General features: G+C 54.8%; 14 protein-coding genes and 1 tRNA gene. 7 read left to right on the top strand and 8 right to left on the bottom strand.

Going from position 1 to position 14,861, the window contains the following annotated elements:
* Positions 1–162 precede the first annotated feature (162 nt).
* Both Q0L62_RS01690 and Q0L62_RS01685 read right to left on the bottom strand, forming a co-directional pair.
* Positions 163–531, bottom strand: a complete 369-nt coding sequence (locus tag Q0L62_RS01690; protein ID WP_296675482.1) for a hypothetical protein — start codon at positions 529–531, stop codon at positions 163–165.
* 72 nt (positions 532–603) lie between these two features.
* Entirely contained in the window at positions 604–1,836 is a 1,233-nt protein-coding gene (locus tag Q0L62_RS01685) for a capsular biosynthesis protein (protein ID WP_296675480.1), read from the bottom strand.
* Between the two features lie 324 nt (positions 1,837–2,160).
* On the opposite strand from Q0L62_RS01685, the gene Q0L62_RS01680 reads away from it, so the two are divergent.
* Both Q0L62_RS01680 and Q0L62_RS01675 read left to right on the top strand, forming a co-directional pair.
* Complete coding sequence (locus Q0L62_RS01680; protein ID WP_296675478.1) at positions 2,161–3,633, top strand: LTA synthase family protein; 1,473 nt, start codon at positions 2,161–2,163, stop codon at positions 3,631–3,633.
* Between the two features lie 163 nt (positions 3,634–3,796).
* Positions 3,797–4,423 (top strand): sterol desaturase family protein, encoded by a 627-nt coding sequence (locus Q0L62_RS01675; RefSeq protein ID WP_296675475.1) that lies wholly within the window; start codon positions 3,797–3,799, stop codon positions 4,421–4,423.
* Here Q0L62_RS01675 and Q0L62_RS01670 read toward each other — a convergent pair whose 3' ends face one another.
* From Q0L62_RS01670 to Q0L62_RS01650, 5 genes are all read right to left on the bottom strand, one after another.
* A complete protein-coding gene (locus Q0L62_RS01670; RefSeq protein ID WP_296675473.1) occupies positions 4,424–5,620 on the bottom strand; it encodes a glycosyltransferase family 1 protein in 1,197 nt (398 codons plus the stop codon).
* The gene (locus Q0L62_RS01665; protein ID WP_296675471.1) at positions 5,617–7,035 is read right to left on the bottom strand and encodes a beta-3-deoxy-D-manno-oct-2-ulosonic acid transferase; all 1,419 of its coding nucleotides are present in this window, start codon (positions 7,033–7,035) and stop codon (positions 5,617–5,619) included. Before Q0L62_RS01665 ends, Q0L62_RS01670 begins: the two co-directional genes overlap by 4 nt.
* 197 nt (positions 7,036–7,232) lie before the next feature.
* Complete coding sequence (locus Q0L62_RS01660; RefSeq protein WP_296675468.1) at positions 7,233–7,823, bottom strand: histidine phosphatase family protein; 591 nt, start codon at positions 7,821–7,823, stop codon at positions 7,233–7,235.
* Between the two features lie 14 nt (positions 7,824–7,837).
* Positions 7,838–8,653 carry a 3-deoxy-manno-octulosonate cytidylyltransferase gene (locus Q0L62_RS01655; RefSeq protein ID WP_296675466.1) on the bottom strand — a complete coding sequence of 272 codons (816 nt, stop codon included), beginning with the start codon at positions 8,651–8,653 and terminating at the stop codon, positions 7,838–7,840.
* A 56-nt stretch (positions 8,654–8,709) separates the two neighbouring features.
* Positions 8,710–9,603 (bottom strand): SIS domain-containing protein, encoded by an 894-nt coding sequence (locus Q0L62_RS01650; protein WP_367183241.1) that lies wholly within the window; start codon positions 9,601–9,603, stop codon positions 8,710–8,712.
* 269 nt (positions 9,604–9,872) lie between these two features.
* Between Q0L62_RS01650 and kdsA the strand changes: the two genes are divergently transcribed.
* Positions 9,873–10,703 carry a 3-deoxy-8-phosphooctulonate synthase gene (gene kdsA / locus Q0L62_RS01645; RefSeq protein WP_296675462.1) on the top strand — a complete coding sequence of 277 codons (831 nt, stop codon included), beginning with the start codon at positions 9,873–9,875 and terminating at the stop codon, positions 10,701–10,703.
* A 208-nt stretch (positions 10,704–10,911) separates the two neighbouring features.
* On the opposite strand, the gene Q0L62_RS01640 is transcribed toward kdsA, so the two are convergent.
* A tRNA-Arg gene (locus Q0L62_RS01640) sits at positions 10,912–10,988 on the bottom strand.
* 126 nt (positions 10,989–11,114) lie between these two features.
* On the opposite strand from Q0L62_RS01640, the gene Q0L62_RS01635 reads away from it, so the two are divergent.
* The 4 genes from Q0L62_RS01635 to Q0L62_RS01620 all read left to right on the top strand — a co-directional run bounded on the left by Q0L62_RS01635 (position 11,115) and on the right by Q0L62_RS01620 (position 14,854).
* The gene (locus Q0L62_RS01635; RefSeq protein WP_296675461.1) at positions 11,115–11,546 is read left to right on the top strand and encodes a hypothetical protein; all 432 of its coding nucleotides are present in this window, start codon (positions 11,115–11,117) and stop codon (positions 11,544–11,546) included.
* A 44-nt stretch (positions 11,547–11,590) separates the two neighbouring features.
* Positions 11,591–12,094 carry an MmcB family DNA repair protein gene (locus Q0L62_RS01630; RefSeq protein WP_296675458.1) on the top strand — a complete coding sequence of 168 codons (504 nt, stop codon included), beginning with the start codon at positions 11,591–11,593 and terminating at the stop codon, positions 12,092–12,094.
* A gap of 105 nt (positions 12,095–12,199) precedes the next feature.
* Positions 12,200–13,801 (top strand): hypothetical protein, encoded by a 1,602-nt coding sequence (locus tag Q0L62_RS01625; protein WP_296675457.1) that lies wholly within the window; start codon positions 12,200–12,202, stop codon positions 13,799–13,801.
* A 96-nt stretch (positions 13,802–13,897) separates the two neighbouring features.
* Positions 13,898–14,854, top strand: a complete 957-nt coding sequence (locus tag Q0L62_RS01620; RefSeq protein ID WP_296675454.1) for an alpha/beta hydrolase — start codon at positions 13,898–13,900, stop codon at positions 14,852–14,854.
* Positions 14,855–14,861: the final 7 nt, after the last annotated feature.

Raw genomic sequence — 14,861 nt, 5'->3', positions numbered from 1 at the left:
TTTCGCAAATTCACTTATAGAAAATATAAGTGCCTCAAAATACGAGTCTATTGCCAAATGGGAGGCAAAATAGATTCTGTAATTATTATCTACGCTAAAGAATAAATTACTAACGCCTTTCGCAAATAGGTTCGTCGAGCCCGCCTTTGCGAGTCCGAAGTGTTATACGTCTTGATCAAGAAGCGATGCGCACTCAGTGTCTTGGGGTCGCTTTGTCTGGATTTTGCGGCTCTGTTGCTTGTCAAACCACCACGCCACGGCAAACGTGGCGACGACAGGCAACGCGACATCGGCAAGCTGGTCAGTTGTCTGCCAAACCCGAGCATCGAAGACAGCCCAATACGGCATATTCGCTCGTTTGCCGTGAGCAAATTGCTCGATCCAGCGATACTCGGCCTGAGCGAACTCTCGGCCGACGAAGTAAGCGCATGCAATTCCAGCACCGGCCCACCAGCGCCCCGTAGACAAGCCGATCAAGGCTTGTACCGCCACTGCAACCGCGGCATGCTCTAATAAGCCCATGTAAGACATTTTTGGTACAATTCGAAAAGGAGCACCGGCTTGAACGCGGCGGCCCGGAAATTATGCCATCGAAGCCACCGTTTATTCCGGAAGGATCGCCCTGCCTTCAAGCCGAGCGACGGCATGACGAAGCACCTTAGCCAATGCTTCATCAGAGTAGAAGCCACCAGGAATAAGGCAGCGATCAACCATGACCTTGTAAAATGCCTCAAACGTTTGCGCGTCGGGAGGTTGAGGATTTGTCCAGAACCGGTCTAGCCCGCCCTTGTGGGTAATATCCACAATATCATAGACTGCCTGGCCGAGAACAACAACAGGCAGGCCTTCAGCCAACGCAAAAGTACCGCTAGTACTGTTAATCGTCACGATCCCACGAGATCCACGAGTTATTGGGACAATGTCGCCAGTTGCCAAATAATCGACACGGCCTTGCGCTCCAAACAAGTTTGCCATGTCAAAGGTCACTTGACGCCAATCACGCACACCATTGTCAAGCGGATGTTCTTTCACCACCAACCGAATATGCTGCGGCGCATGGCCGGCGAAGGACTCGATCACTAACCGCAAGGCATCAGCGACGCCCGCAAAGGGCGAATGCAGGCGTATCTGGTAATCCGAATCCAACTGAAGTGGGAAAACAAAATATTCGGTCTTACTTTCTGCCAGTTGCGCCATGAGTCTGCTTGAGCTTTCTTCGCGCTCCTTGCTGCGCCACAGCTTGCGCCACCAACCCATCCCCTCGACCACCGGGTGCCATGGGCGGTGGTTACTCCAGTTAGGGAATTGCCAACGAGTCAATAAGTCGGCGGCATTATAAAGCAGACCTTCAATAGCCCTGCGTCGAAAAGACGATGGAACCTGCGCATGCACGGGTACCGGAGGCAATGTTGACGCTGTGCGCCTATACCAGGCTGGATCGCGCGGAAGCGAAGAATTGCCATTCACTCCGCCCAATTCAAGAGTGACCCAGTCAGGGCGGATGTACCCTTCCTCAAACACGTGAATCTTGACGCCACGGTCTCGGCAGATTTGTATAGCAGGTAGATGGTAGTCTCTGCAGTCGCCGAATAACACGACATCGGACACTCCCGTTTCCGTGAGAATAAGGTCAAAAGCTTTCGGCCAGTCAGACAATTTGCCTTGGTAGTTGAACGAATTTGGCAATCGCCAAAACGCCCGATCGCCGCCATTAAAATTAACCTTGAATACGGTATGACCTGCTGCAATTAAGTCTTGTCCCAAGCGCCGAAACAACGGCCCCATAAGTCCTTGGAGTAGTAAGATGCGCATGGGGAGGGACACCGACTGAGCCATCTCGGACGCCATTACCTCATTTAGCGACGACACTGTTGATATTGAGGAATTACCATGCATCTTGAAAGACTTGCTCCGCATTGAAGCGCAGCGAGCAGGCTGCGCCCGAATCCTGCTGCGCTGACAACAAGAGGCCTGAGTTTGGCACCTCGCCCCTATAAGCGTTTGACACCTTAAGCTACAAGCATGACTATTCGCAGCCGCAGCAAAAAATTTGCCCGTACTGGATGACAGGAATAGAGGCGCACGATATAACTGCCGCAATCCGCAATGAGCTGGCGTGCGGGGCTTGCAGGATACTAGTCGACTGGGCGCTCGTTCCACATGTTGCTGATAAGCCTTTACTGGTTGGTGACGATAATGGTTTGCGCCGGGATCGATACTCAGGCGTTCCCACGCGCGCGCAGACTGATAAGGTCCTACTGCGGCTTGACAATTAACGCCGCAATCGCAACCGGAATTTTTGGGGCAGTAATCGTTATATGCGGAAACCCTGTTTTGGCCGTTGTGGTGGTCGTGGCATTGCAGGCTCTTTTCATAGGAGTGTCCAACGCCAAATTTGTGATGCTGGGCGAACCCCTGCTGTTTACTGACCTGGCTCTCATTGGCGCACTATTTAAGCATCCCCAATTTTACATGTCGGCCATCAAGCCTCGGCAAGGATTGCTGGCGATCACGGCTTTCATTGCGGTTGGTGGCATGCTTGTTTGGTTTTCACCAAGCGGTTGGGAAAAGCGCATTCCCGGCCTCGCCTTCGCCGTTCTAGCGACCGCAGTTCTGACGGTGTTCCAGTTAGGCCGGATTGCAAATATTCTCGCGCCGGTACCAGCGGCGCTCTCAGACACCTCTAGACTTGGGCTTTGGCCTGTAATGGCGCTTTATTCGGTTCGGTGGCGGAGTGCTCGTGACGCGATCCCATGCACGACCGCGCCGGTTCGCTGGCGTTTTGGCTGCCCCGATCTCATATTTATTGTTCAATGCGAGAGTTATGCAGATCCCTGCGATTTAGGTCTTAACCAGCCCGAAATACCGGCCACTAGTCTGCCAGGCCTGGCCGCAGCAAAAGCGGCGGCAATCGATCACGGCAAACTACTCGTTAGTGGCTTCGGTGCCTATACAATGCGCACGGAATATGGCGTCTTGTTCGGCCGGGACGAGTCCGCATTAGGATTTCGCTGCTACGACCCTTTCCTCACTGCAATCCGCGATAAATCCTATGCAATGCCACATCGCATAGAAGGGTGGACGACGCATTTCGTTCATCCTCATGATATGAATTTTTATAGCCGAAAACGCATAATGGCCGCGGCCGGTTTTACAGAGCTTTCAGGGGAGGAAATGTTTTCCACAGCCCAAACCAAGGACGAGCGTTATGTATCCGACAAAGCTATCGCAGATTTCTTGATTGAGCGGGCGCGGACACTCAGCGAGCCAGGATTGTTTTACGCGGTTACCATCGCGAACCATGGTCCGTGGACCTCAACCGACAGTTGCTCAAACGAAAAAGTGTATTTAGACAAGCTTGGCCGCAGCGATGCGATGCTTATCCAATTAATGGCGGGCATAGCCGGTTTGAAACGGCCTGCGTTGCTAGTATTCTTCGGTGATCACCGGCCAAGCATACCTGGAATTGTGAAGCCCGGCAAGGATTTGCACACCCCATATGTTATGTTGCGCACAGACAGCAATGGGCGGTTCATTGATTGTATTGCTCCGTCGGTTGATCGCACTCCAGCCGACTTGCACCACCAGATACTAGCTGAAATGGAACGTCGTATTGCGCTTCGCGAAGCCTAAGTTACTCAAGGCATCGGCACGCAACTGTGACAAAATGGAGACACTGGCGATCGTTTGTCTCCGAAATACAATCCGGCGATACCAAAAATATGTTTTAGGCCACCGCGAACAAGGCGAGCGTCTTTTTTTGCAAGGTGATCTCTGCTAAGGATTTAGTGTCATTATGTCCGGTTCAATCCATAATTCACAGCGAGTGCGTCTATTTAAGAGCGATGCCCTTGAACGCACCACATTGCTTTCCCCGCAAACATTTGCGGCGGCTTGGTCAGTATTGGCTGCAACACTGATCTGGACGGCTTGGGGTACCGCGTCAATTGTGCGCGTCCTGGTATTGGTTGCATCCGGGATGTTCGTATGGACATTGTTCGAATATGCTCTGCACCGATTCGTTTTCCATTTCGATAATGGCGGCCCGCGGATAAAACGCACGCTTTACTTGATGCACGGAAACCATCATGATGATCCAAGCGATCCGCTTCGCGGTTTGATGCCTCTCCCGATTAGCGTGTCCGTAACAGCAATTTCTTGGACAACGATCGTCTTGGCTTTTGGCTTAGAAGCAAGTTGGTCAGTCATCGGCGCGTTGTGCGGTTATCTGCTTTATGACACTCTACATTATGCCTGCCATCACGCCCCGATGCGTGGACGGCTGGGCAGTGCGTTGAAGCGTCATCACATGCGTCACCACTATGTTGATCATCGGGGCAACTACGCAATATCCGCTATTGGTTGGGATCGTGTATTAGGCTCACGCATTGGATCAGTGAAGCGACCTTCAGCGAAACCTTAGTCAGTACTTTAGGTCAATTATGGCGCGGTCAATGACCGCCATGTGTTCCTCCCATGTGGGATTATGCCAATCTGACAAACGGACTGATTGGGCACGCGCCATTGGTCCATTACGAGCATGATCGAGCACTGCGGCTTTCCACGCCGCGCCATCTAACGGATCGATATAGTCAGGCACAGCACCGCCTACTTCGTTCAGAGCTGCAAGATTGCTGCAGACCACCGGTGTGCCCATTGACAGCGCTTCAGCGACGGGCATGCCGAAACCTTCCGCAAAGGATGGCATGAGCAACGCGCGTGCGGCTCTCAACAAGCCGGCAAGGCTGCGATCCGGATAACCGCCCAACTCGATCACATGCCCTCGCAGTGCAGAGCACCGGTCCAGTAGGTCGATTACCTGCTCGTTTTCCCAGCCTCGACGTCCGACAATGTAAAGCCGTGGGATCTCATCTGGCGAGAGCGTTTCGGCAAAATGCCTCCACAAATGCAGCAAGAGCAGATGGTTTTTGCGCGGCTCGATGGTCCCGAGACACACGAAATATGGCACCGGACCGCGCTCTTGTTCGTCGAAGCCCGACTTGGCAAGATCTACCGTGCCCAGCAGCGCAACGTGAATTGGAGTGTTTGGCTTCAGCCACCGGCGCAACGATCTGCCGGTGGCAGTTGAATTAACGATGGCTGCGCCGCGCGTTTCAGTAAGGGCCGTGGCGACGGTTTCGATACGTTTGCGATGCTGAGCTGCGCCGTTGGGCCGAGCATATTCCGGAAACTCTATCGGGATTAAATCATGGACCATGCATAGAAACCTAGCGCGTTCTACCGCAAGGATTCTGCGAACCCTTGAGGCATCGGCCAGATGGTGTGGCGATACTTGGATATAGACATCCGCGCTGCCAATACCTCCACTTATCGGAAGCATTGCGATCAGTTGCGGAATGATTGTAGCAAACGAAATTCGCGGCGGTGCATTTTCTTGGCTTTCCCAGTTCCGCTCAAGACGATCAAGATAGGCATACGCCGCATAAGTCGGGATGCGTCCATAAAGTCCGCAAGGGTGAACTGCTGAAAAGGCGAGCCGCGTACCGTGGCGGGCAGCCAATCCACGGGCGTAGGCCATTTCGACCCTATCAACTCCCGACGGGGTCGAATGCCGAATGCGCGAGATCAGCCGGGAGATATCTAAAACTACATCCATCATCGCAAGATAGTCGTCATTTTGCCTTGCCATCGCCGCAAAGGCTCTATCCAGTCCAAACGGTTACCAGCGCTTGAGCCTGCCATGCGGCTCACGAGAACTTCTGGTGGGCAAGGCAACCCGGTCAGCGGATCCAAGTAGCGCGGATACCGGATCAAGGCCCCGGCAACCAGCGCATCAAGGGTCAATTTGCGTGACCGCCGCAGCGGTATCGCAGCAAAGTCTGTGGTCAGGCCCCAACCAGCGAAAAACGGTGTGCCATGACAGGCAACCTCACGCTTGCGTAGCAATGCTTCAAAACCGGTAAGAGATGTAAGTACGTGAACGCAATCTACAGTATCCAGCAAGGCTGCCATACTACCGCCGCGAACAATTCGATCAGCGTAAACCAATAGATCGGAATCACTGACCGATCCTTTACGATGCCCTGAATCCACATCAGGATGCGGTCGGTACCACAACTCACTGTCAGGCTCTAATGCTCGCACGCGCCGCAGAAGTTCGAGATTGGATTGAAGTCCGCCGCCACCAGTCAAAACAGACATGTCGTCTTCGACTTGGCCGGCGACCAGCACCAGTCGCCTCTCCGATCTCGCCAGAGGCGACAACCCTGGGATGTCTGCGGAATATTTGCTTATTCCCGCCCTAACGATCGCCTTGCGCAAGCTGCGTGCGCGTTCAATAAGCCGTCCGGGCACGGCGTCATAGTTAAGGATGGTCTCTAAGTCATTGGGCTGACTTGGATCGTAGTGAATCCCAGTCCGGTCTACGATGATGGACGAAGGCGGGACAAGGTTAACGCCAAGGCCTGTCGACCGTATGAACCCGTCTTCCACCCGAATCAGCGAAACCTTCTGCTGCTTCGCATCACTTAGTAGCTTGGGAGATACACGCGAAGGCCAGATCGCAACCCCCCCTTGCGCCTTGATCGCCTGCGCAAGTGCCGTCTTCGCACGCCGTACAAATTTCAGTGGTCGTCGCGGATGCCAGAGAAGCCGGCGGATTTCATCCCGTTTCCACCAAGCCATGCCGCAAGCTACCGAAATGGTCGCGCTTCCTTCAAGCCAATCCCGCCAATCGGCAAGATAGGAGATGACGTCCTCAATTGTTGCTGGATCGTTAGTGTAGGGATTGCGCCACGCCATTTCTGCAAATGCTTGCACCGCCTTGCGGTCAAGCGCGGCGTCGTTATCGTGGGGCGTGCCGAACCTTCCAACAGACAGCACATGCACGGGAACGCGCGCCGCCCGGGCCAAGGCCACCCATTCATCGTCTCCATGTGCAATCATTTGCGACGCGGTAGGCAACACCGACCAAGGATCCCACACGTCTTGTCGCGGATCGATAAATATTCTTTTTGTTTCTCCCATAGTCAGAACCGCCTTTGCTAAGGCCGGATCGACGGTGGCACGTAACACTGTTGCCTTGGCAACGCTACCTGGCCAAGCCTCCGCCCAGAAGGATCCGCCCACTCGAGCGTTGCGTATACGCTCAAACAAGAGTTCACCTTGGGTAGTTTCGACCCGTCCAGGCGGATGCGAAAACGAAGGTTGTGCATTGCCAAACGGATAAGGAGGCGCGCGAAGCAGAGGCAGCCTATCGGATGCCCAATGCATCATGGCAGTCGGTTCCAACATTCCAAACGCATTGCGGAGTCGGCTTCCTTGTAAAGCTCGCCATAAGCACCGGTGCTCAATTTCAGCTCAGCATTAGCGTCAACTACATTTGCAGCCAGCAAGGCGAAGCGTGCGGCTCCGTTACTCGTCACCACAAGGGTTGGCCGGGTTTCAACTGAGAACAGTTCTGTCCACGCACTAATGCGGCTTTTTGAGTTAACTTGCCAACCAATCGGCTCGACCGCCCGCTGGTCCCAAGCGATCAGAGCATCACGTCCAATCCGAGCGACAACTTCGTGCTCGGTGACGTTTTCATCAGGGCCATGGTCGATCTCAAGCAGGAAATCTGCAGGTTCTGGTATGACCGATCCAGGTAAATGCGCTAAGATCAAGCGGGCTGTTTCGCGAGTGCGCAAAAGCGGCGACACGAACGCTCGGTCGAATTGCAAACCACGTTCAGCAAAATGGCGCCCTAGACGATCGGCTTGGATTTTGCCGCCTTCGGTCAATGACAGGTCGGTACGCGCACCTATCCGGCGAGGTGTTTCCCCTGGAGCGAAAGTATTGCCATGGCGGACGATTACGAACATGAAGCTCGAGCTTATCAGGCCGAGAATGGATCGCCTAGTCGTGCAATAGCTTCTTCAGCCAAGGCAAGATCTTCTGCGGTGTCGATCCCGGACAGTGCGTGAGTCGGTGGGTCGACTTGAACCGTGGAGATGGCCCGCCCGGCTTCTAGAAAGCGCAGCTGCTCAAGGCCCTCCAGCTTCTCGTATTGACTTTGCGGTGTAGTCGCAAACCATGCCAGCGCATCGTATCTATAGCCATACAAACCGATATGTTGCCAGACTGGTGAAAGGTCCGAAGCGGCGCGCAGGTTCTGTTCGTCACGGATAGATGGAATAATGGTCTTAGAAAACCACAAAGCATCGCCATTTTCACCGCGAAGGCACGTCGTCCCGCTGAATGGCGTCGTCTGTTTGTGGGCGCGCAATCGGTCAAGTCGCTTCCAGTCAAGTCGGTACACGGCAGTTGCAACATCAGCCTTGCCTTGGCGCAAATTTTCGATCAACCCGGCGACCGTGGTGGGCTCTACGAAGAGCGCATCTCCTTGTAGATTAACAATGATTTGGGGAATCTTATGTTGCGCCAGCACTGCTGCCCAAGCTCGTGAAGAGCCGGAATCAATATTTAAGCTTGTCATTATTGCGGCATGGCCCAGTTTACGAACATGATCTGCAATACGGTCATCATCTGTAGCCACGACAACTGCGCAGTTGCCAGCCACGTCGGCGGCCATGCGAGCATTTTTAGCCACTCTTTCAAGGAGCGTCCGCCCTGCAATGGGAATGAGGGGTTTGCCTAGTAGTCGGGTTGACCCATAGCGCGCGGGAACAACAATTAGCGCTTCATCAGTCATGGCTCATGGCCCTATTCGTGCACAATAGAAGGTACCTATCTGAATAGGACCATTTTCTAGGCCACGCCATTTCTTAAGATATCGTGCATGTGAACGATACCGGTCAGCTTGCCAAAACTTTCTACGAACAGGACTGATACGGCGTTTTCATTCATTATTTTAAGTGCGTCAGTCGCGAGAGTGTCTGGACCTATGCTGAGCGGATGAGGCGACATATGAAGATTGATTTTGTCAGTCAAATCATGCACCGCGATGCAGCGGCGCAAATCCCCATCAGTAAATGCACCTACCAATCTTTCGTTTTGATCAACAATTGCGGTGCAACCATAACGCTTGCGGCTCATCTCGATTGTCGCCGCCATCAAAGTGGAGTCGGAATAGATTCGCGGGATGCTGTCATCTACGCCCATTATCTCCTCTATGGTCACGAGTTGCGAGCCAAGCTTGCCGCCCGGATGAAAAACATGAAAGTCAGAAGACGTGAATCCCCGTGCTTCGATCAGTGCGACCGCCAATGCATCACCGATTGCCAATTGGACAGTAGTCGACGATGTTGGTGCAAGCTCATTTGGACAAGCTTCTGAAACATGTGGCAGCAAAAGACAAATATCAGCAGCCCGCCCTATCGTACTATTGCAATGTGCTGTCGCTACGATTAACTGCACTTTGTAGCGGCGGCAGAAATAAATGATATCTGTCAGCTCAGCTGTTTCACCCGACCAAGTAATGGCCAAAACGATGTCGTCCTTGGTAATTAACCCCAAATCACCGTGGCTCGCTTCACCAGGATGAAGGTAGAGGGCTGGCGTGCCAGTTGACCGCATAGTCGCAGCGATCTTACGGGCAATATGCCCGCTCTTGCCCATTCCAGTCACAACAACCCGCCCTCTGCTGGCTGCTAACGCCACAATTGCTTTGTCCAAAGCATTGGCAAGGTCGAACTGTTCCATCGCATTTCGAAGCGATTCAAGGGCCTTCATCTCGATTGTTACGGTGCGTATAGCTGAAGCGAGGCTTCTGCTTTGGGTGAGCGAGTTCGCCATAAGTAGGTCAATCTACGCAAAAGTTCGTTGCAGGCAACAAGTTTGCCTCACGTCATTACCGATTGTAAATAACTGACTTTATAAATCAATCGCGAACGATTAGGTTCCCGCATGGAAAATGCCCGGGATACAATGCAATTTCCGAAGACAGACAGACCTACTGAGAGAATCGCGTCATGAGGCTGTGTGGCCAAGATATCACTGCGAAAAGCCGATTGTTTGCAATAGCTGGCCCTTGCGTAATTGAAAGTGAGCAGCTGACTTTAGCGGTAGCCGAAGCACTTGCCGGTATAGCCGATCGGCTTGGGCTATTTCTCATCTTCAAAAGCTCATTTGACAAAGCCAATCGCACTTCCGACAAATCGTTTCGTGGGCCTGGTTTAGACAGCGGCTTACGGATACTCGAAAAGGTGCGCGCCGAAACGGGCTTACCCGTCCTTACTGATGTCCACGAATCTGAGCAGATCACGGCTGTAGCCGGGGTAGCGGACGTGTTGCAAACGCCTGCCTTTCTTGCCCGACAAACTGATTTCATCACAAAAGTTGCTAAAAGTGGGCGCCCCGTGAACATTAAGAAAGCCCAGTTCATGGCGCCTGCAGACATGCATCAGGTCGTGGTCAAAGCTCGCAATGCAGCCGTGGCAGATGGCCTTGACCCCGACTCGTTCTTGGTTTGCGAACGCGGCACGTCGTTTGGTTACAATACGTTGGTGTCAGATATGCGCGGTTTGCAAATTATGGCGCAGACAGGCTGCCCGGTGGTCTTTGATGCAACGCATTCGGTCCAGCAGCCCGGCAGCCTCGGCGAACGATCAGGAGGTCAGAGCGAGTTTGTTCCCTTACTTGCACGAGCGGCCGCTGCCGCCGGTGTGGCAGGTATTTTCATGGAAACGCACCCCGAACCTGAGACCGCTTTGTCAGACGGACCCAATGCCCTCCCATTGGGTCTTTTTGAAGAGACCTGGGCCCGGTTACTGGCAATCGATTCTATCACAAAAGCAATTTGACTGAGCGACCAACTCACGCCGCGTTGGTCGCCGCCGACCAAGCCCGCTCCGCTAAGTTAACAAGCGGCTAAGGCATGCCGGGAAAAAAGCTAAAAGGGTTTTGTTCAGTTTTTCACGACTCCAAAGTTTGCAGATTTTGTGTTAATTCATTCGCAAAACGGTGTTCTCAAGCCGACCAATGAAACTAATCAAGGCGTTGCAGAGAAGCTGGTGCACCCGACAGGATTCGAACCTGTGGCCTCTGCCTTCGGAGGGCAGCGCTCTATCCAGCTGAGCTACGGGTGCTTTGCTGGCGCCGGTTAGCAGCGGCACAGACCTTGCGCCAGTCCTTTTGCTTTGCTTACGACAAATGTGCAAACCTCGGATGAGTGGTTAGCGATTTGGCAAGAGTGCCCGGCTACTAATCGTGTCATGAACGCCTACTCAAACTTTGCGCCCTCCGTCACTCCTCCGCCGGGCATCTTGCCGAGTGCCGGCCGAGCAGAGTTTGGCCAGGCTTCGGCCAGCGCATTCAGCATGAAATGGTCGGCGCTTCACGATGCCGCCAGTCTCGTGGCTACACTTGCCGGCCTAGCGCCGGAACCCATGCGCCCCGACGTCCGTAATTTTCCTGCCGTCATGCGCGACGCCGGAGGCTGGCGTCGCGATTTGAGCGAGCAGGGGATCGACGATCTTGCCGCAATCATGGAGCCAGGACTGGCTGCATTGTTATCTATCCACGCCCGCGGCGTGGATACAGCTGCTGCCGCATTGGCGCTGTGGCAAGAGTTTCATTCCTCGCGCGCTGCATTGTTGGCGCTAGTGCCACCTGAAGGTAAGCCCTCGGTTCGCCGCTTTACCTGAACCAACGCTTGTCTTGTTCCTGATATGTTCATAGAATGTAGGTCATGGCTTCAACCGCTTCTGCTTACGGACTTGCGAGTGACAGCGCCGGCGATCTGAAGACCGCACGCGCGGTCGCGCGCGGTATTTGCCGGCTGTTTGCGCGAAATGACGTTTGGTGCATGACAGAAATGCCGCTGCGATCGAACCGTCGTGCCGATCTGATGGGTATCGATACCAAAGGTCGGCTGATCATTGTCGAGATAAAAGTGAGCAAGTCCGATCTGCTTGGCGATACAAAGTGGACCGACTACCTGGACCATTGTGACCGGTTCTATTGGGGGCTGGCCCCACATCTTGACCGGTCCTGCATGGAAACCGACGCGTTCCTGCCTGACCGCTGCGGCCTGATCGTGGCGGACGGATATGATGCCGAGATAGTGCGGCCCGCGGCCACATTTCCGCTTACCTCCGCACGCCGGAAAGCGGAGGTGGAGCGACTTGCCCGCGCAGCCCTGCGCCGCCAGCTCGGATTGGTCGATCCGCATCTCTCCACCTGGGAAGGCTGACTGCCTAAACCTGTCGCCATGGCTAGACTTGCTTCACGCAACTTAACGGTAAGTTTACCACGTTGCGTCAGAACGGCGGAATAAGGGACTTGGTGGGGAATCCACATGGATACGTATCGCGGTACTTTCATCGATCGCACAGACAGCAGCGGTGACTGGCCGGACCATGAATATGGCGAAGATGAGGCTGTGCACGAAGTTCCGCCCAGCCCGGTCGGGCAGGACGAACGGCGTATGCAGGTTCGCGCCTACAACCATTGGGCGAGCTTGCTAGACAACCGAAATTTCCCGTCAATAGAAGATCTTGAGCCGGAAAATCTGCCCGACTTTGGTCCATACAGCGTACTTCTTGATTTTACCCAAGGTATTGATGATCCCTCGATCCGCTATTTAGGTGACAAGCTGGCGGCCGAATGTGGCAGCGGCGATGGAATTGAGACGCTCGGCGATGTACCCAGCCGGTCGCTGCTTTCACGAATCACCGATCATTACATGCAGATCCTGGCTAACCAGGCTCCGATCGGATTTGAGGCTGAGTTCGTCAACCAACGCGAACAATCAATTTTATACCGCGGTATCCTGCTGCCGTTTTCCAGCGACGATGACACCATCGATTTTATCTATGGCGTGATCAACTGGAAGGAACTTGCCGACCAGAGGACCACCGACGCCCTGCTGAGCGAGATCGACGAGGCGCTTGAAGTCCCGACCGCGACCGGCGCGCGTCGCGTAGAAAACATGGTCGACTGGGCCGATGGTCCAGTCGAAAGTCTAGACGAAAATGGCGCGGCCAGCCTATCGGATCATGGCGGGGGCGCAGAACACCTAAGCAATTTAATTTCCGGCGCGCTTGATGGTGACACCGAAAGTGACGATATTCTCGACCTCAGTAATTTTGCTGAACCGGGCGAAGTCGACGACGACGGTCTGCCCAAACCGGCATTCACCGTTGGCGGCTGGGCAAGCATCGTCGCCGCTGAGAACCCAGACGATGACAGCAATGAGGATTTCGTCACCGATCCCCGCCCGATCGATTTCGGCGACGGTGCGTCTGATGCCTTTGCACCGCCGTCTGTTTTCGATTCTGAACACGACGAAACTGACATGGGACTGGCTGATTGGCTTGCCTCTGCCCGCGAACTGGCCGAACTGGCCAATGGATCGGAAGACCGCACCCGCAGCGCGCTTTATGCCGCGATTGGGCGGGCCTACGATTTCTCGCTCGCCGCCGTCGAAGCACCCGACGAATTTGCCGAACTGGTCGCTGATTCGGGCCTGACTGTGCAGGATCGCGCGCAGATGACCCCGGTGGTCAAACTGGTCTTCGGTGCCGATTACGACAAGACCCGCCTCGCCGAATATGCCTCGGCGCTGAGCCACGGGCATCGTCTCAACGTTGCCAGGGGCGCGCTGGGTCAATTCCTGGCCGATGCACAGGGCGGCCTTAAGGGCGTGGTTGGCGAAGAGCGCCGTTTGAAACGCGAAGAAAGTGGCAAGGGCGAAGTGCGGCGAGAAAGCCCGGGCGACACGCTTGCCAAAAAGCTGCGCGACATCAATTATGTCCCGCTTGACGCGGTATCGGCCGAGGGCACCGAATTCGCTCTGCTAGTCGCACGCCGATTGCCGACGGGTGAAGTAGTCCTGCTGGGGGAAGTCGTCAACGATGTACGGCTGCTGGAACGCGCTGCACGCAAATTGCTGGACTAACCAGCACCGACAATAGAACAGCGAGGGGAGTCGGGCGTTGCTTCGCAAGGGGCAACGCCCTTTGTCATTACTACCAAGTCGGGCTAGAAATCCTCAATGAGCGAAATAGTGGGGCGCAGAACAATGAGCAAACTTGGCTGGCTTATGCTGACCACGGTTCTGGTGTTTGTGGGACTATTCGCAGCCTATCGTTATGCTTTGGCGACAAACGGCGTGGCCCTGCTTGATCGGGTCGATCGGTTGATCGGCGGCACCGCTGGAACACGGCTAGTGCTTCAGGATGGGCGCTTCGGGCCTCTCCCGGCGCAGCGGGTCGATGTGGTAGTGCCGGACGGCGTCGTGGCTGGTTTGCGACCGGTCGTGATCTTTATCCATGGCGGCGGCTGGCGCAGCGGTTCGCCGGCTGACTATCATTTTATGGGTCGAACGCTGGCCCGCGCGGGATATGTTGCGGTGCTTCCGGGTTACCGGCTGACCCCGAAAGGCGTGTTTCCTCACATGTTGGAAGACAGTGCCAAGGCGGTTGCCTGGACCCGCAAAAATGCTGCTCGATTCGGAGGCGATGCCGATCGGATAGTTCTGATGGGCCAGTCAGCGGGTGCATACAACGTGGCAATGCTAGGGCTGGAACGGCAATGGCTAGGCCGCGAAGGCATTCCCGAAACCGCGATCAAGGGTGTGGTCGGCCTTTCGGGCCCTTATGATTTTCTGCCCTTTGACAGCGAATCGGCAATGCTGGCCTTCGGTCACGTCAAACCAGCCGAAATCACCCAACCGATCCGCTATGTTCGCAGCGATGCCCCGCCGATGTTGCTGCTGACCGGCGATGCAGACACAACAGTCAAACCCCGCAACACCCGCATCATGGCAGCCGCGTTGACCAAGGCGGGATCATTGGTCCAGTCGGTAATCGTACCGGGTGCAAGCCACGAGGATACGGTAATGAAGCTGGCCGTGCCGTTTTCGCGCGATCGCCGGGTGATCGATCCAGTATTGGCCTTTTTGGCAACCCGCACCAGGCCTTCAGCGCCGGTTCAGACGGCGCGTCGCTAAAGGCAGG

Origin of the sequence: Novosphingobium sp., from assembly GCF_024642085.1 — a bacterium.
In the GTDB taxonomy this organism is placed as follows: domain Bacteria; phylum Pseudomonadota; class Alphaproteobacteria; order Sphingomonadales; family Sphingomonadaceae; genus Novosphingobium.
This window is presented reverse-complemented; position numbering and strand designations above follow the sequence as displayed.

What these genes read in the sequence shown, in the direction of transcription:
- Q0L62_RS01680 (WP_296675478.1), top strand. Translation starts at nt 2,161, where the DNA reads ATGTTGCTGATAAGCCTTTACTGGTTGGTGACGATAATGGTTTGCGCC.
- Q0L62_RS01655 (WP_296675466.1), bottom strand. Translation starts at nt 8,653, where the DNA reads ATGACTGATGAAGCGCTAATTGTTGTTCCCGCGCGCTATGGGTCAACC.
- Q0L62_RS01670 (WP_296675473.1), bottom strand. Translation starts at nt 5,620, where the DNA reads ATGATGGATGTAGTTTTAGATATCTCCCGGCTGATCTCGCGCATTCGG.
- Q0L62_RS01630 (WP_296675458.1), top strand. Translation starts at nt 11,591, where the DNA reads ATGGCTTCAACCGCTTCTGCTTACGGACTTGCGAGTGACAGCGCCGGC.
- Q0L62_RS01625 (WP_296675457.1), top strand. Translation starts at nt 12,200, where the DNA reads ATGGATACGTATCGCGGTACTTTCATCGATCGCACAGACAGCAGCGGT.
- Q0L62_RS01650 (WP_367183241.1), bottom strand. Translation starts at nt 9,603, where the DNA reads ATGGAACAGTTCGACCTTGCCAATGCTTTGGACAAAGCAATTGTGGCG.
- Q0L62_RS01675 (WP_296675475.1), top strand. Translation starts at nt 3,797, where the DNA reads ATGTCCGGTTCAATCCATAATTCACAGCGAGTGCGTCTATTTAAGAGC.
- Q0L62_RS01685 (WP_296675480.1), bottom strand. Translation starts at nt 1,836, where the DNA reads ATGGCTCAGTCGGTGTCCCTCCCCATGCGCATCTTACTACTCCAAGGA.
- Q0L62_RS01690 (WP_296675482.1), bottom strand. Translation starts at nt 531, where the DNA reads ATGTCTTACATGGGCTTATTAGAGCATGCCGCGGTTGCAGTGGCGGTA.
- Q0L62_RS01660 (WP_296675468.1), bottom strand. Translation starts at nt 7,823, where the DNA reads ATGTTCGTAATCGTCCGCCATGGCAATACTTTCGCTCCAGGGGAAACA.
- kdsA (WP_296675462.1), top strand. Translation starts at nt 9,873, where the DNA reads ATGAGGCTGTGTGGCCAAGATATCACTGCGAAAAGCCGATTGTTTGCA.
- Q0L62_RS01620 (WP_296675454.1), top strand. Translation starts at nt 13,898, where the DNA reads ATGAGCGAAATAGTGGGGCGCAGAACAATGAGCAAACTTGGCTGGCTT.
- Q0L62_RS01635 (WP_296675461.1), top strand. Translation starts at nt 11,115, where the DNA reads ATGAACGCCTACTCAAACTTTGCGCCCTCCGTCACTCCTCCGCCGGGC.